The following is a 25859-nucleotide window of genomic DNA, read 5'->3' as shown; positions in this document are numbered from 1 at the left end:
TTTTTTCTTAAGCAAACCCTGAAAGGATGACAATCATGACAAAACGCTTAATACTCGCATCACAATCTCCGCGAAGAAAAGAACTCCTTACTCTTCTTCAGATTCCTTACAGCATTATTGCAAGCCGCACAGAAGAAAAATTAAATCGAAACCTTTCGCCGGAAGAAAACGTCCAATGTTTGGCCGAGCAAAAAGCCGGTGCTGTATTGGCCGAAAATCCCGATGCAGTCGTTATCGGGGCTGACACGATGGTGTGCATAGACGGCGAATGCCTCGGCAAACCGCATGACAGAGAAGAAGCGGCACACATGCTGCGGAGGCTTTCCGGCCGAAGCCATCAAGTCATTACGGCGGTCAGCATTCAGACGCATGACCGGAAAGAAACGTTCTGTGACACGACGGAAGTGACGTTTTGGCCGCTCAGTGAAGACGACATACAGCTCTACATTGAAACAAAAGAACCGATGGATAAAGCAGGTGCATACGGCATCCAAGGAAAAGGCGCGCTTTTAGTGAAAAAAATAGACGGTGATTTTTATTCTGTCGTCGGGCTTCCTGTCGCTAAAACAATGAGAGCCTTGAAAGAATTTAATATAAAAGCTTGATGTTCAAACCGGGAAGGGGAACAAGGAGGGGTTGATCATCCGTGATCTGCCGTTAAAATTAAGAGATTTCCCCGAAAAAGAAAAACCGAGAGAGCGGCTTCTGCACTTCGGAGCCGAACATCTCTCTAACAATGAATTGCTCGCCATCCTGCTGCGGACGGGAACGAAACATGAGTCCGTCATGAACCTCGCTCACCGGCTGCTGCGGACGTTTGACGGGCTGCGACTGTTAAAAGGCGCCTCTGCCCAGGAGCTTTCCAGCATTCCGGGAATCGGCACGGTGAAAGCCGTTCAGATTCTTGCCGCAATTGAGCTGGGGAGCCGCATTCATAAGACATCCGCCGGGGAGCATTGCGTCATCCGCTCTCCGGAAGACGGGGCGAAGTATGTGATGGAGGATATGCGCTTTTTATCCCAGGAGCATTTTGTCTGTTTATATTTAAATACCAAAAATCAAGTCATTCATAAACGCACCGTTTTTATCGGAAGTCTGAATTCATCTATTGTCCACCCGCGGGAGGTGTTTAAAGAAGCTTTCAAACGATCCGCCGCGTCCTTCATTTGTGTTCACAATCATCCTTCAGGAGATCCTACACCGAGCAGGGAAGATATAGAGGTAACCAGGCGGCTTTTTGAGTGCGGAAATTTAATCGGCATCGAGCTGCTGGATCATTTGGTCATTGGTGACAAAAAATTTGTGAGTTTAAAGGAAAAAGGATATTTGTAACACTTTTTTTTTCGTTGATTTAAGATATAATAGATTTTATGAGTTTTTCCCTTTAGGGTATTTTTGCTTTAAGAAAGGAAGATACATACATATGTTCGGAATTGGTACAAGAGACCTTGGTATAGATTTGGGAACCGCGAATACGCTTGTGTTTGTTAAAGGAAAAGGAATCGTAGTGAGAGAGCCGTCTGTCGTTGCTCTGCAAACGGATACGAAGTCCATCGTTGCGGTCGGTAACGATGCGAAAAACATGATCGGAAGAACTCCGGGCAACGTGGTTGCGCTCCGTCCGATGAAAGACGGCGTTATCGCTGACTATGAAACAACTGCGACAATGATGAAATACTACATTAATCAGGCTGTGAAAAATAAAGGATTGTTTGCGAGAAAGCCTTACGTTATGGTGTGTGTGCCGTCAGGTATTACGGCCGTTGAAGAACGGGCGGTCATCGACGCGACAAGACAAGCGGGCGCACGTGACGCTTATCCGATTGAAGAACCGTTTGCGGCAGCAATCGGCGCGAATCTTCCGGTATGGGAGCCGACGGGCAGCATGGTCGTTGATATCGGCGGCGGAACAACTGAAGTAGCGATCATTTCTTTAGGCGGCATTGTCACGTCTCAGTCAATCCGCGTAGCCGGTGACGAAATGGACGACTCAATCATCAGCTATATCAGAAAAACATATAATCTGATGATCGGTGACCGTACGGCGGAAGCTATTAAAATGGAGATCGGTTCAGCAGAAACCGGTGAAGAAAATGCGTCAATGGAAATCCGCGGCCGCGATCTTCTGACAGGTCTGCCGAAAACGATCGAAATCACGGGAACGGAAATTGCAAATGCACTGCGTGATACAGTTCTCTCAATCGTTGACGCGGTGAAGAGCACGCTTGAAAAAACACCGCCTGAGCTGGCCGCTGATATTATGGACAGAGGTATTGTATTAACAGGGGGAGGCGCCCTGCTCCGCAATCTCGACAAAGTCATCAGCGACGAAACGAAAATGCCTGTTCTTATCGCTGAAGATCCGCTGGATTGTGTTGCGATCGGCACTGGAAAAGCACTGGAGCACATCCATCTTTTCAAAGGAAAAACAAGATAATCAGGAGTTAAATAGAAGAGGTGTATCACGATGCCGAACAAACGGTTAATGCTATTACTTCTGTGTATTATCATATTGGTGGCTATGATTGGATTCTCGCTGAAGAACGGCCGTAATACCACCTGGCCTGAAAAGCTGATCGGTGATACGACGGGAGTATTTCAAAACATTTTTCACACGCCTGCCGAATATTTTGCAGGGTTCTTCGGGGACATAAAAGACCTGAAAAACACGTACAAGGAAAACGAACGCTTAAGACAAAAGCTGGACGGACAGACACAATATGAAGCGAAGCTCCAAGAACTCAAAGATGAAAACAAGAAGCTGCGTGATGAACTCGGGCATGTCAAATCAATTTCTGACTATGATCCGATTTTAGCGACCGTTATCGCCAGAAACCCTGATCAATGGTACAAGCAGATCATGATCAATAAGGGAACGAAGCAGAAAGTGGCCAAAGACATGGCTGTCACGAACGAAAAGGGTGCGCTGGTCGGGAAGATCAAAAGCAGCGGACTCAACAGTTTCACATCCGCCGTTCAGCTGCTGAGCGATGTTGACCGCAATAACAGAGTGGCCACCAAAATCTCCGGCAAAAAGGGCAGCAAAGGCTACGGTTTAATTGAAGGGTATGATAAAAAGAAGCAGACTCTGAAAATGACCATCCTTGAGCCGGATGAAAAACGTGAAGTGAAAAAAGGCGACCTCGTGGAGACATCCGGAACGGGCGGCGTATTTCCTCAAGGACTGACGGTCGGGGAAGTGACCGATGTAGAATCAGATGCTTACGGCCTGACGAAAATCGCTTACGTGAAACCGGCTGCCGACCTGTACGATCTTGACCATGTCATCGTCGTGAACCGAAGCGTAGCAACAGGGGAGGAAGGATCGTGAAACGTTTCCTTCTCCCTTTGATTATGATTTTGGTCTTTTGTGCGGAAAGCATCTATACGGATCTGGTGCGTTTTCCTTTCGTTTCCGTCGAGCAGCAGGTCGTTCCGCATTTTCTTTTGCTTGCGCTGATTTTTATGTCCGCTTATATCAACCAAAAGCATGCGGTGATCTACGGTTTGATTTTCGGATTTCTTTATGACATCAATTATACGGGTGTTTTAGGCGTTTATATGTTTGGTTTTGCCGGTTTATGCTATCTGGCGGCTAAAGCGTTTAAAGTGCTGCAGACAAACGCCCTGATGGTCATTCTGGTCGCGGTGCTGAGCGTATGTGTGCTTGAATTTTACGTCTACGGCATTCAGACGTTAATCCGCAGCGGCACAATGACATTTAACGATTTTGTCATTCAGAGGTTCTTGCCGACCGCTTTGCTGAATATTGCGGGAGCCGTTATATTAGTCCTGCCCTTCAGGCTGTTTTATATAAGTCTGAAGAAAGAATTAAGAGATGAGTAAAAAGGATTTTATCTTTTTTTGACGAAAAGAGTATGTTGTTGAGGTGAACATTGATGAAGACCAAAAAGCAGCAATATGTAACAATAAAAGGAACAAAAAACGGCTTAACATTGCATCTGGATGATGCGTGTTCTTTTGATGAGCTTCTCGATGGTCTTCAAAACATGCTGTCGATTGAACAATATACTGATGGCAAAGGCCAAAAAATCAGTGTTCATATTAAACTCGGGCATCGGTATCTGTATCAGGAACAGGCAGAGCAGCTGACTGATCTGATCGCGTCAAAGAAAGATTTAGTCGTGCATTCAATTGACAGTGAAGTCATCGCCAAAGAAGAAGCGCAGCGGATGAAAGAGGAGCAGGAAATTGTTTCTGTTTCCAAAATCGTCCGTTCGGGCCAGGTGCTTCACGTGACGGGAGATTTGCTTTTAATCGGAGATGTGAATCCCGGCGGTACGATCAGAGCCGGAGGAAATATATTTGTTCTCGGTTCATTAAAAGGGATTGCCCACGCGGGTTATAACGGAAATAACCGGGCTGTGATCGCCGCATCAGAAATGATGCCGACACAATTGAGGATCAATCACGTGTTAAATCGCTCCCCAGACCACATTCAAAAAGGGAACGACATGGAATGTGCTTATTTAGATACTGACGGAAATATGGTCATTGAACGCCTTCAGCAATTGGCTCATTTAAGACCTGATCTAACAAGGCTTGAGGGAGGAATGTGAAATTGGGTGAGGCTATCGTAATAACTTCGGGAAAAGGCGGAGTAGGTAAAACAACAACATCTGCAAACCTCGGTACCGCCTTAGCCATTTTAGGGAAGCGCGTCTGTTTGGTAGACACAGATATCGGACTGCGCAACCTTGATGTCGTAATGGGTCTTGAAAACAGAATTATTTACGACTTAGTAGATGTAATTGAAGGCAGATGCAAGACGCATCAGGCGCTTGTCAAAGACAAACGTTTTGATGATCTGCTTCATTTAATGCCGGCTGCCCAGACAAGCGACAAGACGGCTGTTGTCCCTGAGCAGATCAAATCGCTTGTGCAGGAGCTTAAGCAGGAATTTGATTATGTCATTATTGATTGTCCGGCCGGAATTGAACAAGGCTATAAAAATGCCGTCTCCGGAGCTGATAAGGCGATTGTTGTGACGACGCCGGAAATATCAGCGGTGCGGGACGCTGACCGCATTATCGGACTTTTGGAGCAGGAAGATATTGAACCGCCGCGCCTTATCGTGAACCGCATCAGAAATCACCTGATGAAAAACGGTGACACGATGGATGTGGATGAAGTTGTTCATCATCTGTCTATTGATCTCCTCGGAATCGTTGCTGACGATGATGAAGTGATCAGGGCTTCAAATATCGGCGAACCGATTGCCATGAATTCCAAAAACCGCGCCAGCATTGCGTACCGCAATATCGCCCGGCGCATTTTAGGAGAATCCGTTCCTTTGCAGGTGCTTGAAGAGCAGCAAAAAGGGATGATGGCGAAAATCAAGTCATTTTTCGGCGTGCGTTCATAATATATACCAAAATACAAAGATCTGATGAAGCCCAGCTTATCAGGTCTTTTTTGTTTTTCAAGAGCGCATATTTGCAATGGACAAGACATAGGATGTACAAACCCAACGATTGCAAAGGATGATGGCGATGAGTCACAGAGCTGATGAAATTAGAAAAAGACTGGCCAAAAGAAGAAAACAGCGGCCTGAATCAAAACGGACTTTCGTTCAAAACGCCCAAACGCAGAATTTTCCCGCGTGGCAGACGGTCAAGGAGCAGGAAAAGCACAAGCTTCTACCGGACTACGAATATCAAACGGAACACCCGCCCGAATTTAACGGACGGCATCCATTGATCAGTGCTCATTCTATTATTTTAAAATGCCTGCTGGCCGCCTGTCTCGTACTGATCTCCGCTATTGCCTATAAAACTGACAAACAGCCGCTGAGTCAGATCAAACCGGCGATCGCACAAACCTTTCAAAAAGAATTTCAGTTTGCTGCCGTAAGCAATTGGTTCGTATCTTCCTTCGGAAACCCGCTCGCTTTTCTTACGCCGGGAACGAAAAAGAAGGACGGTCAGGTGGCGGTCAGTCAGGATATGGCCGTTCCTGCCGCGGGGAAAATCCAGCAGGACTTTCAAAATAACGGAGAAGGCGTCGTCGTCGAAACCGCCAGCGAAGCCATTGACAGCGTAAAAGAAGGCTACATTATGGAAGTGAGCAAAGATAAAAAAACAGGGCTGACGGTGAAGGTGCAGCACGCCGACAATACCAGCAGCATTTACGGCCGGCTAAAAGATGTTAACGTTTCATTGTACGACTTTGTCGATAAAGGGAAAAAGATCGGTTCGATCAAGCTCAACGATAAAAGTAAAGGCCAGTACTATTTCGCGATCCAGGATGGCGATAAATTCATAGATCCGATCCAGGTGATCACATTTGATGAATAAATGGCTCATCCTCCTTTTTAAAATTCATGTCCATCCTTTTCTTTGGATTATCATGGGGCTTGGTCTTATGACGGGGCACATCAAAGCGCTGCTGTGTCTTTTGCTGGTCGTATCCGTTCATGAGCTGGGACATGCTGCTCTGGCTGTGTTTTTTTCGTGGCGCATTAAACGAATCTTTCTGCTCCCTTTCGGCGGGACGGTTGAGGTGGAGGAGCACGGAAACCGGCCGCTTAAAGAGGAATTCGCGGTCATTCTGGCGGGCCCGCTTCAGCATGTGTGGCTTCAGGCGGCAGCCTGGCTCTTTTTCATGTCAGGCTTTGCAAGTGAGCAGACATTTGAGATGTTTACCTTTTATAATCTCTCCATTCTTTTCATCAATCTTTTGCCGATCTGGCCGCTTGACGGCGGAAAGTTCGTGTTTTTATACTTCTCTAAACAAATGGCTTTTCAAAAAGCGCATCTCCTCAGCCTGCAGACATCGGCCGTTTCCGCGCTTTTGCTCTGCTGCTGGATTGTGCTGGCCGTCCCCCTTCAGGTCAGCGCATGGGTGCTGTTCGTCTTTCTCGCCGCTTCTTTATGGGATGAATACCGGAAGCGGCATTATATTCAGCTGAGGTTTCTTTTGGAGAGATACTACGGCAAAAACCGCGATGTCGCCATGCTGCATCCTTTGACGGTCGCGGCCGACGCCAAAGTAAAGCATGTCATGGCCGAATTCAAACGGGGATGCAAGCACCCCATTATCGTTGAAAAAGCCGGCGAAAAGCTCAGCCAGCTCGATGAAAATGAAGTGCTTCATGCGTATTTTGCCGATAAACGGACAGATTCCTCTATGGAAGACCTGCTGCTGCCTTACTAGAAATAGATTGACATATCCTTTTGGTTCTGATATATTTTTTAATGTTATGGATGTAGCACCAATGCTACAACCGCTCGGGACAGGTGATAAGAGCTTTAAAGCCCCCTGTTGCTGGCGAGTCTTAGTCTAATAGGAGGTGCAGAGAATGTACGCAATCATTAAAACAGGCGGAAAACAAATCAAAGTTGAAGAAGGTCAAACTGTTTACATCGAAAAACTTGCTGCTGAAGCAGGTGAAACAGTGACGTTTGAAGACGTATTGTTTGTTGGCGGAGACAGCGTGAAAGTCGGCAACCCAACAGTTGCAGGCGCGACAGTTACAGCTAAAGTTGAAAAACAAGGCCGTGCGAAAAAAATCACTGTTTTCCGTTACAAGCCAAAGAAAAATGTTCATAAAAAACAAGGTCATCGTCAGCCTTATACTAAATTGACAATCGAAAAAATCAACGCGTAAGCATGATTGAGGCAACAATTCGAAGATCCCGGAATGACGGGGGCATATTGTCCTTTGAAATGACGGGACATGCCGATTTTGCTGAACATGGACGAGATCTCGTATGCGCCGGGGTCACGGCTGTCGTTTTCGGAGCGGTCAATGCGGTTATCGCGCTGGCTCCTCTCGAACCGATTCTTGATATAGGCGAGGACGGGGGTTATTTCTACTTTGAATTCCCTGAAGCCGCTGATCAGGAAGCTTTGCAAAAAGCGCAGCTGCTGATTGAAGGCATGATTGTTTCTCTTGAAACGATCGAGCGGGATTACAGTGAACACTTACGGTTGACTGCAAACCAAATATAGGAGGTGAGTTACATGCTTAGATTAGATCTTCAGTTTTTCGCTTCTAAAAAAGGTGTAGGTTCTACAAAGAACGGACGTGACTCTGAATCTAAACGTTTAGGCGCTAAACGTGCAGACGGTCAATTCGTAACAGGCGGATCTATCCTTTACCGTCAACGCGGAACGAAAATCTACCCAGGTGAAAACGTGGGCCGCGGAGGAGATGACACTCTTTTTGCTAAAATCGACGGAACTGTTAAATTCGAACGTTTCGGCCGTGACCGCAAAAAAGTGAGCGTATATCCTGTAGCTCAATAATGACACAAAAAACTCCGGTCGTTGACTGGAGTTTTTTTTGCAGTAAGCGGAGTAACATCAAGAATGAAAAGCAGAGGATGCGTGAGTGAACCCCGCCTTGAATGAGGACATCAGCTTCCCATACCCACTGGATATGTTCCCCAAGCAGTGATACCAAAAATGTTTCTGCCTGGCATCCGCATTGTATGCGATCCGAAAAAGGAACATGATGAACCAGGAAAAACAAGTGTTTTTTTAACAAAGCCTTCTCTGTTATAATTCATAGTACACACTTATCAAGACTCCTAAAAAGAAATTAAACGATTGGGAGTGCGAAAATGAAGGATGTATCGAAGAAACAAGAAGAACCTGTAAGCGATGCGGCTCTGATCAATGAGCTGATCCAATTAATGGGCCATTTCCGTCATGATTGGATGAATAAGCTGCAGCTGATAAAAGGAAACTTAAGTTTGCAGAAGTATGACAGGGTCGTTGAAATTATTGACGAAATGGTCATAGATGCAAAGCACGAATCAAAGCTCTCAAACCTGAAAACCCCGCACTTGGCGTTTGACTTTCTTACATTTAATTGGAAGTCCCGTTATATGAGGCTCGAATACGAAGTGCTCGGAGAAATTAAAGATTTATCGGCATATGATCAAAAGCTGTCGAACCTGATGAGAAAACTGTTTCATCTGTTCGGTCTGGCGGTAAACAATGAAAGTGAAAATCATCTGACCGTATCGCTGCAGACGGATCACCCTGACAGACAGCTTATTGTATATCTCGATTTTCATGGAACGATTGCAAATGCAGATGTGTTTGATGAATTTCGCAAATCCCGGCATGAGGACTTTGATGTCATGCAATTTGAGCTGACCGGCCATGAATGTGTGGCCGAAATTGGAATGAACTAGCGGTTTTTTACGGTTTAGAACGGAGGATATTATGTTTGTAGATCAGGTGAAAGTATATGTAAAAGGCGGCGACGGCGGTAACGGAATGGTTGCGTTCCGCCGTGAAAAATATGTGCCGAAAGGCGGGCCTGCCGGCGGTGACGGAGGTAATGGAGGCGACGTCGTTTTTGAGGTTGATGAAGGACTGCGCACGCTCATGGACTTCCGGTACCAGCGGCATTTCAAAGCGATACGCGGCGAGCACGGCATGTCTAAAAACCAGCACGGCAGAAATGCGGACGATATGGTTGTTAAAGTTCCGCCCGGCACAGTCGTAACGGATGACGATACAAAACAGGTCATTGCCGATCTGACTGAGCACGGGCAGCGTGCCGTCATCGCAAAAGGCGGACGCGGCGGACGCGGAAATACCCGCTTTGCGACACCGGCCAACCCGGCACCGCAGCTGTCAGAGCACGGAGAGCCCGGAAAAGAGCGCTATATCGTGCTTGAACTGAAAGTGCTTGCAGACGTAGGTCTCGTCGGCTTCCCGAGCGTCGGAAAATCTACGCTTCTGTCTGTCGTTTCATCGGCAAAGCCGAAAATCGCCGATTATCATTTTACAACGCTTGTTCCGAATCTGGGCATGGTGGAAACGGATGACGGAAGAAGCTTCGTCATGGCGGATCTGCCCGGTTTGATTGAAGGAGCGCATGAAGGAGTCGGCTTAGGCCACCAATTTCTCCGCCATATCGAACGGACGCGCGTCATCGTTCACGTCATTGACATGTCAGCGATGGAAGGCCGTGATCCGTATGAGGATTATGTCACCATTAATCAGGAGCTCAGTGAATATAATCTGCGGCTGACGGAGCGTCCGCAAATTATCGTTGCGAATAAAATGGACATGCCCGAAGCGGCTGAAAATCTTAAAGCGTTTAAAGAAAAGCTTCAGGATGATCACCCTGTCTTTCCGATCAGCGCGGTGACGAGAGAAGGGCTCCGCGATCTTCTGTTTGAAGTCGCCAACCAGCTGGAAACAACGCCTGAATTCCCGCTGTATGATGAAGAAGAACTGGCGGAAAACCGCGTGATGTACACGATGGAAGATGAAGAAATTCCATTTAACATTACCCGTGATCCGGACGGCGCGTTTGTGCTTTCAGGTGACAGCCTGGAACGCCTCTTTAAAATGACTGACTTCTCCCGTGACGAATCCGTCAAGCGTTTTGCAAGACAGATGCGCGGTATGGGCGTTGATGAAGCGCTCAGAGAACGCGGTGCTAAAGACGGCGATATCATCCGGCTTCTGGAATTTGAATTTGAATTTATTGATTAAAAAAACGGAGAGCTTGCAATGCAGGCTCTCTGATGTAAAAGGGAGGGGTGCAGGTGAAAGAAGAGACATTTTATTTAGTGCGTGAAGACGTTCTGCCTGATGCGATGCGGAAAACCCTTGAAGTCAAAAAGCTGCTCGACAGAAAAAAGGCTGAATCGGTTGCAGATGCTGTGCAGAAAGTTGATTTAAGCAGAAGCGCTTTTTACAAATACCGAGATGCGGTTTTCCCTTTTTACACGATGGTTAAAGAACAAATAATCACACTTTTCTTTCATTTGGAGGATCGGTCAGGCGCGTTATCCCAGCTTTTGCAGGCGGTGGCTGACTCAGGAAGCAACGTGCTTTCCATTCACCAGACGATTCCGCTTCAGGGCAGGGCGAATGTCACGCTCTCAATCAGTACGTCCGCAATGGAAGAAAACATTCATACGTTAATGAATAAACTGAGAAAATTTGATTTTATAGAAAAAGTTGAGATCTTAGGGTCAGGCGCGTAAGGAGAGAAGAGACATGAAAGTCGGTTATTTAGGGCCAGAAGCCACATTTACACATCTAGCAGTCAGTTCCTGCTTTCAAAACAGCGTGACACAAGCACCTTATCAAACAATACCGGCATGCATGGATGCGGCGGTTGCGGGAGAAGTTGATCTTGCATTTGTTCCTTTGGAAAACGCGCTGGAAGGCTCGGTTAACTTAACGATTGACTATTTGATTCATGAGCAGCCTCTTGCGATCGTGGGGGAAATGACGCTGCCGATTCACCAGCATCTGCTCGTTCACCCTTCGAGAGAAAATGAGTGGAAAAAGCTTGAGAAAATTTATTCTCATTCCCATGCGATTGCGCAATGCCACAAATTTCTTCACCGGCATTTTTCGTCCGTTCCTTATGAGTATGCGAAGTCAACAGGTGCGGCTGCCAAGTATGTCAGTGAGCATTCGGACCTTCCGATCGGCGTGATTGCAAATGAAATGGCCGCCGCTACATACGGATTGAGCATCGTGAAGCGGGATATTCAGGATTATCAGGACAACCACACGAGATTTGTCATTCTTTCACCTGAAAAAGACGTCTCATTCGAAGTGAATGCGAAACTGTCTTCACGGCCGAAAACGACGATGATGGTAACGCTTCCCCAAGATGACCAATCAGGTGCGCTGCACAGGGTGCTGTCCGCTTTTTCATGGAGAAACCTGAATTTATCAAAGATCGAATCGCGCCCGACAAAAACGGGTCTCGGCAACTATTTCTTTATTATTGATATTGAACAGGCGATGGATCAGGTTCTCATTCCCGGTGCCGTTCAAGAGATGGAAGCCCTCGGCTGCCGGGTCAAGCTTCTGGGAACATATCAATCCTATTCGATATAAAAAAAGCCCTTCAGGGGGCTTTTTTTTAATCTTTTATTAAAATACCCGCGTCGTCCAGCGCTTGGCAGGCTTGGTCAATCCGCTCTTTTGTCGGGGCGCTTAACGTATGGAGGTGCACGCCTCCGGTCAGCTGTGAAAGGTAAGCGGCATTTGTCGAGTTAATGTGATCCATGAATTGTTTGACTTCTTTCCGTGTACTGACTCTTATGGCGGCGGTTAAATCGCCGTATACGGGGTGTTCAATTATGACGTCCTTTATGGTGACGCCTTCATCGACAATGAGTGCAAGCTCTTCTTCCGTCCGCTCCGGGCCGTGCAGACAGGCGACAATCCGTTCGGCATTTTTTTCGCCGCCGGCATTCATGCTGATGTATAAGTAGCCTTGGCTCGTCGCGATAATCGGCTCGTTTTTTGCTTTCAAAAGCGATATGTCCTGCACGATCACCTGTCTTGAGACATTTGCTTTTTTGGCCAATTCGCCTCCTGTTAATGGCGAGCCGGCTTCTTTCAGCCAATGAAGCAGCATGTCGCGTCTTTTCTCCCCAGTAAGCTTCGTTCCTTCTGTCAAATTGCTGATTCTCCTTTCTTTTGCTCCCATAGCGCCGTAAATGTATGTATCAGCATATCGAGCTGTTCACATGTTGTTTCGTTTCCGAATGAGATCCGGAAAAACTGCCGCGCTTCCCGTTCGGTTTTTCCCAGCGCCTTCATAGCTGAAGAAGGGCCGTGGCTGCCGGCGGAACATGCGCTCCCGGTTGAGATGCAAATATCGTTACGATTACATTCTAACATAATATATTGTCCTTCAAAGGAGTGAAAAAAACACCCGACAATGTGGGGCAGGCATTCACCGCCGGTTTCTTCCTCTGAAAATGAAATGGGGAGGCCTTGACGCCGAATTTGGTCATACAAATAATTCCTCAGCCTGTCAGCATGCTCACGGTGTTCCTCCATATGTTTCACTGCATACTCGGCAGCAGCGGTAAAAGCGCCGATGGCCGGCACATTCACCGTACCGGGCCTGAACCCGTTTTCATGCACGGTATGCGGATAAACCGGGTTCCAGCTGACACCGGGCCGAATGTAAACAGCCCCGGTGCCTTTCGGGCCGTATACTTTATGACCGGAGACGGAAAGGGCGTCGATTCCCTCCTGATCCGCATCAATCGGCAGTTTGCCGAAACTTTGAACACAATCGCAATGCAGCAAAATGTTTCTCTGGTGAAGAAAAGCGGCCAGACGATTCACAGGCTGGATGAGGCCGGTTTCTGAATTGGCGTGCTGTATGGAAACAAGCCCCGTGTCAGGACGGATATGAGCCGCCAGTATGTCCTCGGTTATAAGGCCGTTTTCGTCGGGATATATGATGGTGACATTAATTCCACGGTCAGCTAAAAACGCCGCGGCATTATGGATCGAATGGTGTTCCATTGCGGTCGTAATAAAATGTTTTTTGTGATCGGGCAGGCCGTGCAGCAATGATTGGACGGCCAGGATGTTCGCTTCCGTTCCGCCGCTTGTAAAGTAAATGCCGTCTGCCGCTCCGCCGATCAATTTGCCTGCAGAATGTCTGCAATATTCCAGCACGTCCGCCGCTCTTCCTCCGGCGTCATGAAGGCTGCTTGCATTGCCGTATACCTCTGTGCTGAGATGCTGAAAGACTTTCGCGGCTTCTTTGCTTAAAGGCGCTCCCGCCGCGTAATCAAGATAAATCATACAGCCCGTCTCCTATCCGTTTATGTTAAAAAAAAGCTTGAGTTTATTTTATCGTTGTGTAAATATAGGTGTCAAGACAGGTGTAAACATAACAGGAGGGTGATGTATGTCTGAAAAAACAATTATCGTCATTGGTTCGGGGACGGCGGCCCTTGCCTGTGCTTCCTCATTTCCTCCGTCATACCAAGTGACCGTCATCACAAAGAGAAACGTAACGAACAGCAATTCGCATTATGCTCAAGGCGGGATTGCTGTTTCATATGCAAAAGATGACTCTATAGAATCCCATGTGAACGATACACTGTATGCGGGATGCGGACACAATGACGTGACAGCCGTGCGGCATTTGCTGAAAAGCGGACAAACCATGATAAACAGGCTGATAGAAGGCCATTTCCCTTTTGATACGAAGTCGGACGGGACGTTTTGTCTCGGCAGGGAAGGCGCTCATTCCAAAAGGAGAATTCTGCACGCCGGGGGAGATGCGACCGGACGAATGTTAGTTGAGTTTCTGGTTCAGCAGCTGAGGGACGGCATACGGATCATTGAACACGAGACGGTTGTTGATCTGCTGATTGAACACGGACGATGCGCAGGCGTTGCCGTAAAGGATGCTTCAGGCGCTGTTTCTTACAGAAGAGCGGATTGTGTAGTGCTTGCATCAGGCGGCTGCGGCAGTCTGTACCAATATCACACAAATGATTCCGCCATAACGGGAGACGGCATCACTCTTGCCTTCCGCGCGGGAGCTGAGATCACGGATATGGAGTTCACCCAGTTCCACCCGACCCTCCTTGTGAAAAACGGGACTGTGTACGGCCTGGTTTCTGAAGCAGTGAGGGGAGAAGGCGGATATTTAGCGGATCGCTTCGGGCGCAGGATCATGGCTGGCAGACACGCGCTTGAAGATTTGGCGCCCCGGGATGTGGTTTCACGGGCGATTTATGAAGAAATGATGAAAGAAAATCCTGTTTTTATAAATTGCAGCCGAATAGCCGATTTTAAGAAACGTTTTCCGAACATAACAGAAATTTGTCAAACAGCCGGTGTTGATCTTGAAAGCGGGATTCCTGTAGCACCCGGAATGCATTTTTTAATGGGCGGAGTAAAAGCCGATACCTGGGGGAAAACGTCCGTGCCTGATTTGTACGCCATAGGCGAGACCGCCTGCACAGGATTGCACGGGGCGAACCGCCTTGCGAGCAACTCACTGCTGGAAGCGCTGGCAAGCGGGAAACGATGTGCTGAACATATCATTCAAACGCCGTTAAACGGAAGATATAAAAAAACCCCGAAGAAATCTGACGTCATCTTAGAAGTGCCGGACACAGCGCTTCATGTGCTCCAAGCCAAAATGACAACCGGAGCGGGCATCGTCAGGGAAAAAGAAAACCTGCAGGCGCTGGCATCCTGGCTTAACAACGTATCTGTGCGTCATATAAATGTGAAGGAAATCACAATAGAACAAGCCGAGCTATCCTGCCTATGGAAGACTGCGCAACTTGTTGTGACCTCAGCCCTTATTCGGGAAGAAAGCAGGGGGGCTCATTTTCGCGCTGATTTTCCCGGGACGGAGAAAGAGTGGCACGGAAAACAAATTATTCATTCAACATCTGGAACAGCTATCAGAAAAAACGAAAGGATTGGGGAACTATGGACATTCTGCAGCTGAAACAAATGCTGACTCATTTTTTTCAGGAAGATATCGGAACGGGTGATGCGACGTCACAAGCGATTTTTTCTGATCAGCAATGTAAAGCGCGAATCATCGCAAAAACAGACGGCGTGTTTGCCGGAGAAGCCGTTATCCGTGAAGGATGGAAGCTTTTACACGATGATATCCGCATCCGCTCCCTGAAAAAAGACGGAGAACGGATGAAAAAAGGAGACGTGCTCGCTGAAATAGAAGGCCAGGCGGCGGCACTTCTTACGGGGGAGCGGGTCATTCTGAATCTCATACAAAGAATGTCAGGCATTGCGACAATGACGGATGAGGCCAAAAGGCGTCTTGATGATCCGACTATCAAGCTTTGTGATACGAGAAAAACGACACCCGGGCTCAGAATGCTGGAAAAATACGCCGTTCGGGTCGGAGGCGGCTTTAATCATCGTTTCGGCTTATATGACGGCATCATGATAAAAGATAATCATATTGCCGCCTGCGGATCGATAAGGGCGGCCATGGAGCGGGCAAGAAAAACGGCGGGGCAGATGCTTGCGGTGGAAGTCGAAATCGAATCCGAACAGCAGCTGCTCGAGGCAATAGAAGCGGGTGCAGACGTTATTATGTTTGACAACTGTCCGCCTGAGTCCGTCGGGCGTTTTGCAGGTATGACACCGGGCCATATCAAAACGGAAGCATCCGGAGGCATAACGCTCGACACGTTGCCCGCTTATAAAGGAACGGGGGTCCAATATATTTCACTCGGATTTCTGACTCATTCAGTAAAAAGCGCCGACATCAGCATGGATGTTGAGGCTGCGGAACAGGGGGATTTTTAAAATGTCTATTTTTGACGTGCTAACTGCATCAGCCGAAATGATGCCGAGCCATTATAAAGACATGAGCACAGGAGAAATGGAAAAGCGGGTCGCCGCCATTAAACGGGCTTTCGGAAAGCGCCTGTTCATTCCGGGGCATCACTATCAAAAAGACGAAGTAATACAATTCGCCGATACGGCAGGTGACTCTCTGCAGCTTGCTCAAGTGGCAGAAAAAAATAAAGAGGCGGAATATATTGTGTTTTGCGGCGTGCATTTTATGGCGGAAACCGCTGATATGCTGACTGATGATAACCAAACCGTCATTTTGCCCGACATGCGCGCCGGATGCTCGATGGCTGATATGGCAGATATTCAGCAGACGGACAAAGCATGGCAAGAGCTTCAAGAACTGTACGGTAACACCATCATTCCGTTAACATATGTTAACTCGACGGCGGAAATTAAAGCATTCGTCGGACGGCACGGAGGAGCGACCGTCACCTCTTCGAATGCCCGGAGTGTGCTGAAATGGGCTTTTAAACAAAAAGAGAGAATTTTATTTTTGCCGGATCAGCATTTAGGCAGAAATACGGCCTATGACCTCGGCATTCCGCTGACAGAAATGGCTGTATGGGACCCGGTGCAGAACCGATTGCTTACTGACCATCCGGAAAACATTAAGGTTATCCTTTGGAAAGGGCATTGCTCCGTACACGAAAAGTTTACAGCGGAAAATATTTCTCAGCTGCGGCAGCGGGATTCCGGCATCCGCATTATCGTTCATCCGGAATGTTCGTGGGAAGTGGTCTCGCTCAGTGACGACAGCGGGTCTACCAAATACATTATTGATACGATCGAACAGGCTGAACCGGGAAGCAAATGGGCGATCGGCACGGAAATGAATCTTGTTCAGCGCCTCATTCACTCGCATCCGGATAAACAGATTGAATCATTGAATCCCGATATGTGTCCGTGTCTGACAATGAACAGAATCGACCTGCCGCATTTATTGTGGTCGCTTGAGCAGCTTGAAAAAGGCGAGCCGAAAGGTGTCATTAAAGTTCCGGAAGCGGTTCGGACAGAAGCGCTTCGTGCTTTGAACAGAATGCTGAGTCATACGTAATCATAAAAATTTCCCCTCCTTCCCAAATTTTTTATCATCATGCCCAGTCCATCGGCATATAGTGTGAAGAAACGTATTGTAATGACAAATGTACCGTTCACGTTTTGTGCATAGGAGGGGAAAACGTTGAAAATTCATATCGTTCAAAAAGGCGATTCGCTCTGGAAAATAGCTGAAAAATACGGAGTTGATCTTGAAGAGTTAAAAAAACTGAATCATCAGCTTAGCAATCCAGACTTAATTATGCCTGGAATGAAGATAAAGGTGCCTTCAGAAGCCGTTCCGGTCAGAAAAGAACCTAAGGCCGGCTTCGGAACGTCTGCGCATAAGCATGAGCATCCATATGCCAAAGAAAAACCGAAATCAGTTGTGGACATTGAAGACACCATACCGGAAGAACCAAAGCCGTCAATTCCGTATGTGCCGCCAATCCCTGAAAAGCATGAAAATGTGCTGCCGGAAGCTGATATGAACCAATATTACCCGTCCAATCAGCTGTTTCAGCCGTGGTCGCCTCCTAAGCCGGAGGAACCGGTGACACATTTTGTCGAGCCGAAAGAAAAAGAGCATGACAATAACATTCCACAACAGGAGGAAATGATCAACATGGAAAACGCGAATTACCCGAATATGCCAAAGGCGCCTGAAGCCGGAAAGATGGAAGAAGAAAACGCCGCTTATCATCTGCCGAACATGCCAAACATTCCGAATGTCCCGTTTCCGAATATGCCGGCCGTTGAACCGTCTTTTATGCATTACCCGATGCCGTGCATGCCTTGTCCTTGTCCAGTTCCGGTGACACCGATGCTGCCGGGTTCGGGACTATGCCATCCGTGCTTCCCGGTAGGCGGAGGTTTCGGCGGTTTTGGAGGAGGTTTTGGAGGCTTTCCGGTCATGCCGATGCCGTTACCGTACGGATTCCATCATCCGGGATTTGGGCCGCAAGCGGGTTACGGTGAATTTGAAAACCAGGCCCATGAAAATGCAGAGCATTATGATGGTTCTGCATCTGGTTTCGGCGGTGCTCCGTACGGTCAAATGCCGTATTACGGCGGATATTCGTCACATTACGCAAACGCGCCTCATCATGATGGAAAATATAAGGATGATGATTGCGGCTGCCATGATTCACATCATCACCACCACCATCACCACGGTTCACATCACCATCACGCAAATATGCCTGTGCAGCCGTATCCGAATATGGGTGCAAACGCCGGATATTTTATGCCTTACGGCGGAGCAAATCCTAGTGCCGCGCCGAATCAGCCGAGTCCAAATCAAGTATTCGGACGGCCGGAGGAAGAAGAAGATTAATGTTTCGGGACGATGTATGTCGTTCCTTTTTTTATGTCCAACCGAGGAATGGACATAACTGACAAGCTTAAATCCGCCGCCCGCCGCACATCCTAAACATGAGCGGAAAACGCTCAAACAGCGATGAATCCACGGGGGGTTTTTCCATTGGGTAAAAAACTGATGACGATCGCGGGCGTTTTAGCCGTGACGGCAAGCTTAACGGCATGCGGAGCAAATAATGCCATGAATGACGGACGCTACAACCAGTCAACACGTCCGGTCGGATATTATTCGAATGATAATGGTAACGGCAGAGGCCAGTACGGCATGGACCATCAAGGACCCGTTTCTGAAATGATGGAAAACCGAAACGGCCGTCATAATACGACAAACGTGTCCGACCAGTACGCGCCTAATGACGGGGTTCCGTTAACGACGGACGGCACATATAACGGCCGAAATGCCAATACGCCGCCGGCAGCAATGTCTTATAATGGGTATGACAACGCCGAAAACATCAGGTTGGCGGCAAAAGTTGCAAACCGCGTGAAAAAAGTAAAAGGCGTACAGGATAGTCAGGTTATCGTGACTGACACGAGAGTCGTCATTGCCGTCAGAACAAATCATCCTTTTACGAAAACTGATGATAAACATGTCAAACATGCGGCCAAAAAATTCGCGGACGGCCGTACAATTCAAGTGTTTACCGACAACGCTACTTTTACAAAGCTGCAAGACATGAACAGAAACAGCCGTTAAACGGGACTGCCGGATGATTTCATCCGGCAGTATTTTTATGAATAAAGCTTCATCATTTCTTTACATATTCTTAAAACGCTCTTTATATTGCGGTGTTAACATAAAAGTAATAAAACGTAACGGAGGGGCCGGGATGAAAAAAACGGAGCATGACAAAAGCCGCGGAGCAAAAACTGTGTATCTGACCGTAAGGGGATACCGGCTCAAACTGACGCCCGGACAAATGAAACTGATTTCAGCCGGCCGGGCATAATCATCGCAGCAGCCCTCATTTAGAGAGCTGCTTTTTTCGGCTGAAACAGACAAATGAAAGAAAACGGTTAAGCACCGGCATCTTTGGTCAAACTAGCATCAAGAGTTTGATTGAATAAAGAGGTGTTATTGGTGAAACGAATTTGCGGTGCTCGTCTATTGTTTATGCTTATCTTATCGGCTGCAGTCCTGATTTGCGGAGGAAAAGGCGCATATGGGGCGGAGGTTGAGCATTACGGGCCGCTTCGGGTGCACGTCCAGCTGGAAAAGGTCTATCTGGACGGTGATGTCGGCATCGAACATACGGATGAAACCGTTTTAGCGATGGAGGATTTTTGGGCCTCATATGCCGGCTGGACGCTCGTTGAGCAGAAAAAAGGCTTCGTCCTTTTCCGTAAGCATGTTGATGACATTTCTCCGCTCAGTAAGGTTAACGGTTATATCGGCGTCACGGACGGGGGCGTCATCTCCACTTTTCACGGCCGTCCCGGATCGCTGGCCGAGCCGATTCAATCTTTCTTCCAGATTGATATAGAAAGACTGGAGAGCCGATTGCAAAAGCACTTGGAACACGGCATACCGTACAGGACAAAAGCGGAGTTTGAGAGCGTGATCGATCATATTAAGACTTACAGCGGCTGACTTTGACGCAAGACATGTGACACATGTCTTTTTTTTCTGAATGGAAGGTGTCAAAGCGAACATACGTTAACTTTTCTATAAGACTTTGGCTGTTTTTGTGTTACAATGATAAGCAGTCAAAGAGGTGAATAGGTGTGATTGAATTCGTGAAGGGGACGATTGATTATGTATCTCCCCAATACATCGTGATTGAAAACGGCGGAATCGGCTATCAGGTCTTCACTCCGAATCCGTTTATTTATAAGGTAAGCAATCAAGAGACCATTTTTACGTATCATCATATAAAAGAAGATGCCTTTTCTTTGTACGGTTTTTCAACCCGGGAAGAAAAAGCGCTTTTCACAAAGCTGCTGAACGTCACCGGCATCGGGCCGAAAGGGGCGCTCGCCATCCTCGGTTCCGGTGATCCCGGAGCCGTCATCGAAGCGATCGAACAGGAAGATGAAGCCTTTTTGGTGAAATTTCCGGGTGTGGGCAAAAAAACGGCGCGGCAGATTATTCTTGATTTGAAAGGCAAACTGGCCGACGTCGTGCCTGAAATGATTGACAACCTGTTCAATCATGAAGCGCGCATTGAAAAACAAGAGGCTGAAACGGCGCTTGACGAGGCGCTTGAAGCGCTCCGGGTTCTCGGCTACGCCGAAAAAGAAATTAAAAAAGTGCTTCCTCACTTAAAAGAGGAAACGGCGCTTTCAACAGATCAATATGTGAAAAAAGCATTGCAAAAATTATTAAAGTAAGGTGATGTTCATGGATGAACGGCTCGTTTCAAGTGAAGCAGACAGCCATGAATCAATAATCGAGCAAAGCCTCAGGCCGCAGAATCTCGCCCAGTATATCGGCCAAAAGAAGGTGAAAGAAAATCTGCGCGTGTTTATCGATGCGGCGAAAATGAGGCAGGAAACGCTGGACCACGTTCTTTTATACGGGCCTCCGGGTCTCGGGAAAACAACGCTTGCGTCTATCGTGGCCAATGAGATGGGTGTGGAGATGCGGACGACGTCAGGTCCCGCCATCGAAAGACCGGGGGATTTGGCAGCCATTTTGACGGCGCTCGAACCAGGGGATGTGCTGTTTATAGACGAAATTCACAGGCTGAACCGCTCAATTGAGGAAGTGCTGTACCCGGCGATGGAGGATTTCTGCCTTGATATTGTCATTGGAAAAGGCCCGTCCGCCCGCTCCGTCCGTCTCGACCTTCCCCCTTTTACGCTTGTAGGAGCGACGACAAGGGTCGGATTATTGACCGCACCGCTCAGAGACCGGTTCGGGGTGCTGTCGCGCCTTGAATACTATACGCAGGAAGAGCTGACAGATATCGTGTCAAGAACGGCTGACGTTTTTGAAGTGGATATCGAAAAAGCCCCGGCTCTGGAAATCGCCAGACGGTCAAGAGGAACGCCGCGGGTTGCAAACCGTCTGCTCAGAAGGGTGAGAGATTTTGCCCAGGTGCTCGGCGACAGCCGCATCACGGAAGAAATCGCTCACGACGCGCTCGAACGTCTTCAAGTCGATGCGCTCGGCCTTGACCATATCGACCATAAGCTGCTGATGGGCATGATCGAAAAATTCAGCGGCGGTCCCGTCGGTCTTGATACGATTTCCGCGACAATCGGCGAAGAACCGCATACAATAGAGGATGTGTACGAACCGTATCTGCTGCAGATCGGATTTCTTCAGAGGACGCCGAGGGGACGGGTCGTGACTCCGGCTGTGTATGAACATTTTCGATTGGAGGCGCCCGCCCGTGACTGACTTTCCGAAGGTTCTCATGGTTCTCGGTGCCGTTTTGCTTATTGCCGGCGCAGTCTGGCACTTTGTCGGAAGGCTGCCCGGAGATATTTTCGTTAAGAAGGGAAATGTTACATTTTTCTTTCCCGTTGTCACTTGTATTGTGATCAGTGTGATACTATCCATTCTGCTTAATTTTTTCGGCAGAATGAAATAACAATAGACAGAATTAAGGTGAAATGATGAAAGTCGATTTATTTGATTTTGAACTGCCTGAACGCCTCATTGCCCAAGTGCCGCTTAAAGAGCGTGACGCATCGCGGCTGATGGTGCTCGACAAACAGACGGGCGGGCTGACGGACAGTTCATTTAAAGAGATTGTAAGCTTTTTTAATGAAGGGGATTGCCTCGTCTTGAACAATACCCGTGTGCTGCCTGCAAGATTATTCGGCACAAAAGAAGATACGGGAGCGAAAGTGGAGCTTCTGTTATTAAAACAGGAAGAAAATGATACATGGGAAACGCTCGTAAAGCCGGCGAAACGCGTAAAAAAAGGAACGGTCCTGACATTTGGCGACGGCCGGCTGACAGCGGTCTGCACGGAGGAGCTTGATCACGGAGGCAGAAAAATAGAATTCCGGTATGACGGGATTTTTTACGAAGTGCTTGAATCACTCGGTGAAATGCCGCTGCCTCCTTATATTAAAGAGCAGCTTGATGATAAAGAACGGTATCAGACCGTCTTTTCAAAAGAAATCGGATCTGCCGCAGCTCCGACGGCCGGACTTCATTTTACGGAAGAGATTCTGGACGAGCTGAAGCAAAAAGGTGTGCGGATTGAATTTATCACACTTCATGTGGGACTCGGCACATTCCGACCGGTCAGTGCGGATGATGTGGAAGAGCATAACATGCACGCGGAATTTTATGAAATGACGGAAGAAACCGCCGCCTCTTTAAACGAGGTCAGAAAGGCGGGAGGGCGTATCGTGTCGGTCGGGACGACATCAACGCGCACCCTGGAAACCATCGCCGGCGAGCATGCCGGCGAATTTACCGCTTCAAGCGGCTGGACGTCCATCTTCATTTATCCGGGATATGAATTTAAGGCGATTGACGGCATGATCACCAATTTTCATCTGCCGAAATCTTCCCTTATTATGCTCGTTTCTGCGCTTGCCGGCAGAGAGCATGTTCTTTCCGCCTACCGTCATGCGGTAGAAGAGGAATATCGTTTCTTCAGCTTTGGCGACGCCATGCTGATTATCTAATTTGAATGACAGGAGGCCTCATACAAAGTGGCTGAACAACCGATACGTTATGAATTTATAAAGGAATGCAAACAAACGGGAGCGCGCCTGGGCAGAGTCCATACGCCCCACGGCTCCTTTGAGACGCCTGTATTTATGCCGGTCGGCACGCTTGCTACGGTAAAGACGATGTCTCCGGACGAGCTGAAATCTATGGATGCGGGCATTATTTTAAGCAATACGTACCATTTATGGCTCCGCCCGGGACATGACATTGTAAAAGAAGCGGGCGGGCTTCATAAGTTTATGAACTGGGACCGCGCGATTTTAACGGATTCCGGCGGTTTTCAGGTCTTTTCATTGAGCAAGTTTCGTAATATAGAAGAAGAAGGCGTTCATTTCCGCAATCACTTAAACGGAGACAAGCTGTTTTTATCTCCGGAAAAAGCGATGGAAATTCAAAACGCCCTCGGCTCTGATATCATGATGGCGTTTGATGAGTGTCCGCCGTATCCGGCAGAGTATGATTACATGAAACGCTCTGTGGAACGGACCAGCCGCTGGGCGGAACGCTGCCTGGAGGCGCACGGGCGCTCAGGTGAGCAGGGGCTGTTCGGAATCGTACAGGGCGGAGAATACGAAGACCTGCGGACACAAAGTGCAAAAGACTTGGTTTCGCTTGATTTTCCGGGTTATGCCATAGGCGGGTTATCTGTCGGCGAGCCGAAGCACGTCATGAACCGAGTGCTTGAGTTTACAACTCCGCTTTTACCGAAGGACAAGCCGAGATATTTAATGGGTGTGGGTTCACCGGATGCCTTAATTGACGGCGCCATTCGCGGCGTGGATATGTTTGACTGCGTACTGCCCACCCGGATTGCCCGAAACGGCACGGTGTTTACGAATGAAGGGCGTCTGAATATGAAAAACGCCAAATATGAGCGTGATTTCCGTCCGATTGATGAAGAGTGCAGCTGCCATACATGCAAAAATTACTCCCGCGCTTACATCAGACATTTGATCCGCTGTAATGAAACGTTTGGAATTCGATTAACAACTTACCATAACCTTCATTTTCTGTTACACTTAATGGAGCAGGTCAGACAAGCCATCCGGGAGGATCGTCTTGGTGATTTCCGAGAAGAGTTCTTTGAGCGTTACGGCTATAATAAGCCAAATGCGAAAAGCTTCTAAATAAAACCATTCTTGAAGGGAGGGAAACAGATGGGTACTTTAGGTACAATCGTTCCTATTATTTTAATGTTTGCAGTGCTTTATTTCCTGCTCATCCGTCCGCAGCAAAAGCAGCAGAAGGCCGTACGCCAGATGCAGGAAGAGCTGAAAAAAGGGGATTCAGTGGTGACAATCGGAGGATTGCACGGCACTGTTGAGTCAATTGATGAAAGCAAGGTCGTCATTAAAACAGGTGATAACACCCGTTTAACATTTGACCGCCGCGCAATCAGAGAAGCTTCCGCTGAATAACAGCGAAGCTCATACATACAAAAAAAGAGCGGAGAATCCGCTCTTTTTTTATTACGCTGATCTGCTTCCTTTCAAATTCACTCCGAAAATGCCGCCCAGCATACTGACTCCCAAAAAGCCGAGATGAAACAAAAGCTGACCGGATGTAAACGTTTTTCCGAACCCTAAATATTGAAACAGCAAGATAATTAATGAAAAACAGACGGCGGTTAACGCTCCGATCATCCAGCCTTTTTCCTTCGCTTTGCCGCCCGATATAAAACCGCCCGCAAATAAAGAAAGAAAAGAAAGCGCGGTGATCAGCCAGCTGAAAGATGATTCTTCCATTGAGGTAACCGTCAGTAAAAGCGAAATCGCCAAACTCGTAAGAAGCATCACCGCAAAGATAGCCACTAAGCCGTACAAGACGCCTCTTCCCACTTGTTTCGTTTCTTCCATTTTTATCTCCTCTCCGCTCTGCGGCCTGATATATGACAAGCCGGAGCCCGTCTTTTTCTAAATGTATTCTCTGAATGTTCGAATTAGACGTAAATGATGATGTTCAGCCCGTTTCTTACATAATTCAGAGCCGATGGCAAATGCTATGACCGTTGGAGGTGCGATATGGAAGATATTTTCATTATTACGTTTCGTACGATTGTGCTTTATTTTATCATTCTTGTGATTTTCAGACTGATGGGAAAACGGGAAATCGGAGAACTGAGCATTTTAGACCTTGTCGTCTCCATTATGATTGCCGAGATTGCCGTATTGGCAATTGAAAATGTAAAAGATAAGCTTTTGCATACGATTGTGCCGATTGTCGTTTTAATGATTATTCAAGTAAGCCTTGCTTTTATTTCGCTCAAAAGCCAAAAAATACGGCAGCTGCTTGACGGAAAACCCACCATTATTATAAAACAGGGAAAAATTGATGAACGGGCGATGAGATCGCAGCGCTACAATTTTGACGATCTTCTTATGCAGCTGAGGGAGAATAACATCGATAGAATCTCTGACGTGTCATATGCCATTTTGGAGTCTTCAGGCAAACTGTCGATCGTCAAAAAGAAAAACAATAAGGATAAGCAGATGGAAACATCGCTTATCGTTGACGGGGTCATTCAGAACGAGCATCTGGACAGAATCGGGAAAGATAAACACTGGCTCGAAAAAAATTTAGCAAAAAGAGGATATCGCGATCTTTCGGTTATATCATTCTGCACGTTTACGGACGGCGCTTTTTTTATTGATCTTAAAGATGAAAAAGGGGAGCCATGAATCGG

At 47.6% G+C, this 25859-nt stretch carries 32 protein-coding genes and 1 other annotated feature; of the genes, 29 read left to right on the top strand and 3 right to left on the bottom strand.

The window, feature by feature from the left end; genetic code table 11:
• Window positions 1–35 precede the first annotated feature (35 nt).
• The 16 genes from NYE28_RS14625 (at window position 36) to pheA (ending at window position 11853) form a co-directional block, all read left to right on the top strand.
• Window positions 36–605 carry a Maf family protein gene (locus NYE28_RS14625; RefSeq protein WP_007408164.1) on the top strand — a complete coding sequence of 190 codons (570 nt, stop codon included), beginning with the start codon at window positions 36–38 and terminating at the stop codon, window positions 603–605.
• Between the two features lie 31 nt (window positions 606–636).
• On the top strand, window positions 637–1332 hold the full coding sequence (radC, locus tag NYE28_RS14620) for a DNA repair protein RadC (RefSeq protein WP_007408165.1): 696 nt from the start codon (window positions 637–639) through the stop codon (window positions 1330–1332).
• A gap of 91 nt (window positions 1333–1423) precedes the next feature.
• Window positions 1424–2437, top strand: a complete 1014-nt coding sequence (gene mreB / locus NYE28_RS14615) for a cell shape-determining protein MreB (protein WP_003152647.1) — start codon at window positions 1424–1426, stop codon at window positions 2435–2437.
• Window positions 2438–2467: 30 nt separating this feature from the next.
• Entirely contained in the window at window positions 2468–3331 is an 864-nt protein-coding gene (mreC, locus tag NYE28_RS14610; protein WP_007408166.1) for a rod shape-determining protein MreC, read from the top strand.
• Window positions 3328–3846 carry a rod shape-determining protein MreD gene (gene mreD / locus NYE28_RS14605; RefSeq protein ID WP_007408167.1) on the top strand — a complete coding sequence of 173 codons (519 nt, stop codon included), beginning with the start codon at window positions 3328–3330 and terminating at the stop codon, window positions 3844–3846. The genes mreC and mreD overlap by 4 nt, the downstream gene beginning before the upstream one ends.
• Before the next feature lie 53 nt (window positions 3847–3899).
• Window positions 3900–4580, top strand: a complete 681-nt coding sequence (gene minC / locus NYE28_RS14600) for a septum site-determining protein MinC (RefSeq protein WP_003152653.1) — start codon at window positions 3900–3902, stop codon at window positions 4578–4580.
• A 2-nt stretch (window positions 4581–4582) separates the two neighbouring features.
• Window positions 4583–5386 carry a septum site-determining protein MinD gene (minD, locus tag NYE28_RS14595; RefSeq protein WP_016938784.1) on the top strand — a complete coding sequence of 268 codons (804 nt, stop codon included), beginning with the start codon at window positions 4583–4585 and terminating at the stop codon, window positions 5384–5386.
• A gap of 127 nt (window positions 5387–5513) precedes the next feature.
• On the top strand, window positions 5514–6317 hold the full coding sequence (locus tag NYE28_RS14590) for a M23 family metallopeptidase (RefSeq protein WP_007408168.1): 804 nt from the start codon (window positions 5514–5516) through the stop codon (window positions 6315–6317).
• Window positions 6310–7176 (top strand): M50 family metallopeptidase, encoded by an 867-nt coding sequence (locus NYE28_RS14585; protein WP_007408169.1) that lies wholly within the window; start codon window positions 6310–6312, stop codon window positions 7174–7176. The genes NYE28_RS14590 and NYE28_RS14585 overlap by 8 nt, the downstream gene beginning before the upstream one ends.
• 58 nt (window positions 7177–7234) lie before the next feature.
• Window positions 7235–7308 (top strand) — a sequence feature (ribosomal protein L21 leader region).
• Window positions 7309–7321: 13 nt separating this feature from the next.
• The gene (gene rplU / locus NYE28_RS14580; protein ID WP_003152660.1) at window positions 7322–7630 is read left to right on the top strand and encodes a 50S ribosomal protein L21; all 309 of its coding nucleotides are present in this window, start codon (window positions 7322–7324) and stop codon (window positions 7628–7630) included.
• A gap of 2 nt (window positions 7631–7632) precedes the next feature.
• Window positions 7633–7974, top strand: coding sequence for a ribosomal-processing cysteine protease Prp (locus NYE28_RS14575; RefSeq protein WP_012118103.1), 342 nt, complete (start codon window positions 7633–7635; stop codon window positions 7972–7974).
• A gap of 12 nt (window positions 7975–7986) precedes the next feature.
• Complete coding sequence (gene rpmA, locus NYE28_RS14570) at window positions 7987–8271, top strand: 50S ribosomal protein L27 (RefSeq protein WP_003152662.1); 285 nt, start codon at window positions 7987–7989, stop codon at window positions 8269–8271.
• A gap of 317 nt (window positions 8272–8588) precedes the next feature.
• Window positions 8589–9167, top strand: a complete 579-nt coding sequence (locus NYE28_RS14565) for a sporulation initiation phosphotransferase B (RefSeq protein ID WP_007408171.1) — start codon at window positions 8589–8591, stop codon at window positions 9165–9167.
• A 31-nt stretch (window positions 9168–9198) separates the two neighbouring features.
• Window positions 9199–10485, top strand: coding sequence for a GTPase ObgE (gene obgE, locus NYE28_RS14560; RefSeq protein WP_007408172.1), 1287 nt, complete (start codon window positions 9199–9201; stop codon window positions 10483–10485).
• 53 nt (window positions 10486–10538) lie between these two features.
• Window positions 10539–10982, top strand: a complete 444-nt coding sequence (thrR, locus tag NYE28_RS14555) for a transcriptional regulator ThrR (protein WP_007408173.1) — start codon at window positions 10539–10541, stop codon at window positions 10980–10982.
• A 13-nt stretch (window positions 10983–10995) separates the two neighbouring features.
• Window positions 10996–11853, top strand: a complete 858-nt coding sequence (gene pheA / locus NYE28_RS14550) for a prephenate dehydratase (protein ID WP_003152668.1) — start codon at window positions 10996–10998, stop codon at window positions 11851–11853.
• Between the two features lie 25 nt (window positions 11854–11878).
• Here the strand turns inward: pheA and NYE28_RS14545 are convergent, their stop codons facing one another.
• Both NYE28_RS14545 and NYE28_RS14540 read right to left on the bottom strand, forming a co-directional pair.
• Complete coding sequence (locus NYE28_RS14545; RefSeq protein WP_012118101.1) at window positions 11879–12421, bottom strand: transcription repressor NadR; 543 nt, start codon at window positions 12419–12421, stop codon at window positions 11879–11881.
• Complete coding sequence (locus NYE28_RS14540) at window positions 12418–13569, bottom strand: IscS subfamily cysteine desulfurase (RefSeq protein WP_025285057.1); 1152 nt, start codon at window positions 13567–13569, stop codon at window positions 12418–12420. Before NYE28_RS14540 ends, NYE28_RS14545 begins: the two co-directional genes overlap by 4 nt.
• 106 nt (window positions 13570–13675) lie before the next feature.
• Here NYE28_RS14540 and nadB point away from each other — a divergent pair, with 106 nt between their 5' ends.
• From nadB to yajC, 12 genes are all read left to right on the top strand, one after another.
• Complete coding sequence (gene nadB, locus NYE28_RS14535) at window positions 13676–15241, top strand: L-aspartate oxidase (RefSeq protein ID WP_337681023.1); 1566 nt, start codon at window positions 13676–13678, stop codon at window positions 15239–15241.
• Window positions 15223–16071 (top strand): carboxylating nicotinate-nucleotide diphosphorylase, encoded by an 849-nt coding sequence (gene nadC, locus NYE28_RS14530; RefSeq protein WP_015240301.1) that lies wholly within the window; start codon window positions 15223–15225, stop codon window positions 16069–16071. The genes nadB and nadC overlap by 19 nt, the downstream gene beginning before the upstream one ends.
• Window position 16072: 1 nt before the next feature.
• The gene (gene nadA, locus NYE28_RS14525; protein WP_015240300.1) at window positions 16073–17176 is read left to right on the top strand and encodes a quinolinate synthase NadA; all 1104 of its coding nucleotides are present in this window, start codon (window positions 16073–16075) and stop codon (window positions 17174–17176) included.
• A 126-nt stretch (window positions 17177–17302) separates the two neighbouring features.
• On the top strand, window positions 17303–18493 hold the full coding sequence (gene safA, locus NYE28_RS14520) for a SafA/ExsA family spore coat assembly protein (RefSeq protein ID WP_025285054.1): 1191 nt from the start codon (window positions 17303–17305) through the stop codon (window positions 18491–18493).
• 147 nt (window positions 18494–18640) lie between these two features.
• Entirely contained in the window at window positions 18641–19234 is a 594-nt protein-coding gene (locus NYE28_RS14515) for a YhcN/YlaJ family sporulation lipoprotein (RefSeq protein WP_025285053.1), read from the top strand.
• A gap of 384 nt (window positions 19235–19618) precedes the next feature.
• Entirely contained in the window at window positions 19619–20128 is a 510-nt protein-coding gene (locus tag NYE28_RS14510) for an intercompartmental signaling factor BofC (protein ID WP_058906214.1), read from the top strand.
• A 134-nt stretch (window positions 20129–20262) separates the two neighbouring features.
• Entirely contained in the window at window positions 20263–20868 is a 606-nt protein-coding gene (ruvA, locus tag NYE28_RS14505) for a Holliday junction branch migration protein RuvA (RefSeq protein WP_003152683.1), read from the top strand.
• Between the two features lie 10 nt (window positions 20869–20878).
• On the top strand, window positions 20879–21883 hold the full coding sequence (gene ruvB / locus NYE28_RS14500) for a Holliday junction branch migration DNA helicase RuvB (RefSeq protein WP_007408185.1): 1005 nt from the start codon (window positions 20879–20881) through the stop codon (window positions 21881–21883).
• Complete coding sequence (locus NYE28_RS14495; RefSeq protein WP_003152687.1) at window positions 21876–22076, top strand: DUF2905 domain-containing protein; 201 nt, start codon at window positions 21876–21878, stop codon at window positions 22074–22076. Before ruvB ends, NYE28_RS14495 begins: the two co-directional genes overlap by 8 nt.
• Window positions 22077–22101: 25 nt before the next feature.
• Window positions 22102–23130 carry a tRNA preQ1(34) S-adenosylmethionine ribosyltransferase-isomerase QueA gene (gene queA / locus NYE28_RS14490; protein ID WP_015240297.1) on the top strand — a complete coding sequence of 343 codons (1029 nt, stop codon included), beginning with the start codon at window positions 22102–22104 and terminating at the stop codon, window positions 23128–23130.
• Between the two features lie 27 nt (window positions 23131–23157).
• Window positions 23158–24303, top strand: coding sequence for a tRNA guanosine(34) transglycosylase Tgt (gene tgt / locus NYE28_RS14485; RefSeq protein WP_025285051.1), 1146 nt, complete (start codon window positions 23158–23160; stop codon window positions 24301–24303).
• Between the two features lie 30 nt (window positions 24304–24333).
• The gene (yajC, locus tag NYE28_RS14480; protein ID WP_012118091.1) at window positions 24334–24594 is read left to right on the top strand and encodes a preprotein translocase subunit YajC; all 261 of its coding nucleotides are present in this window, start codon (window positions 24334–24336) and stop codon (window positions 24592–24594) included.
• Between the two features lie 51 nt (window positions 24595–24645).
• On the opposite strand, the gene NYE28_RS14475 is transcribed toward yajC, so the two are convergent.
• A complete protein-coding gene (locus NYE28_RS14475) occupies window positions 24646–25032 on the bottom strand; it encodes a TIGR04086 family membrane protein (RefSeq protein WP_003152697.1) in 387 nt (128 codons plus the stop codon).
• Between the two features lie 165 nt (window positions 25033–25197).
• Here NYE28_RS14475 and NYE28_RS14470 point away from each other — a divergent pair, with 165 nt between their 5' ends.
• On the top strand, window positions 25198–25854 hold the full coding sequence (locus tag NYE28_RS14470) for a DUF421 domain-containing protein (protein ID WP_003152699.1): 657 nt from the start codon (window positions 25198–25200) through the stop codon (window positions 25852–25854).
• The last annotated feature ends 5 nt before the right edge of the window (window positions 25855–25859 follow it).

The organism is Bacillus sp. FSL R5-0443 (assembly GCF_038608285.1).
GTDB classification, from domain to species: Bacteria; Bacillota; Bacilli; order Bacillales; family Bacillaceae; genus Bacillus; species Bacillus velezensis.
This window is presented reverse-complemented; position numbering and strand designations above follow the sequence as displayed.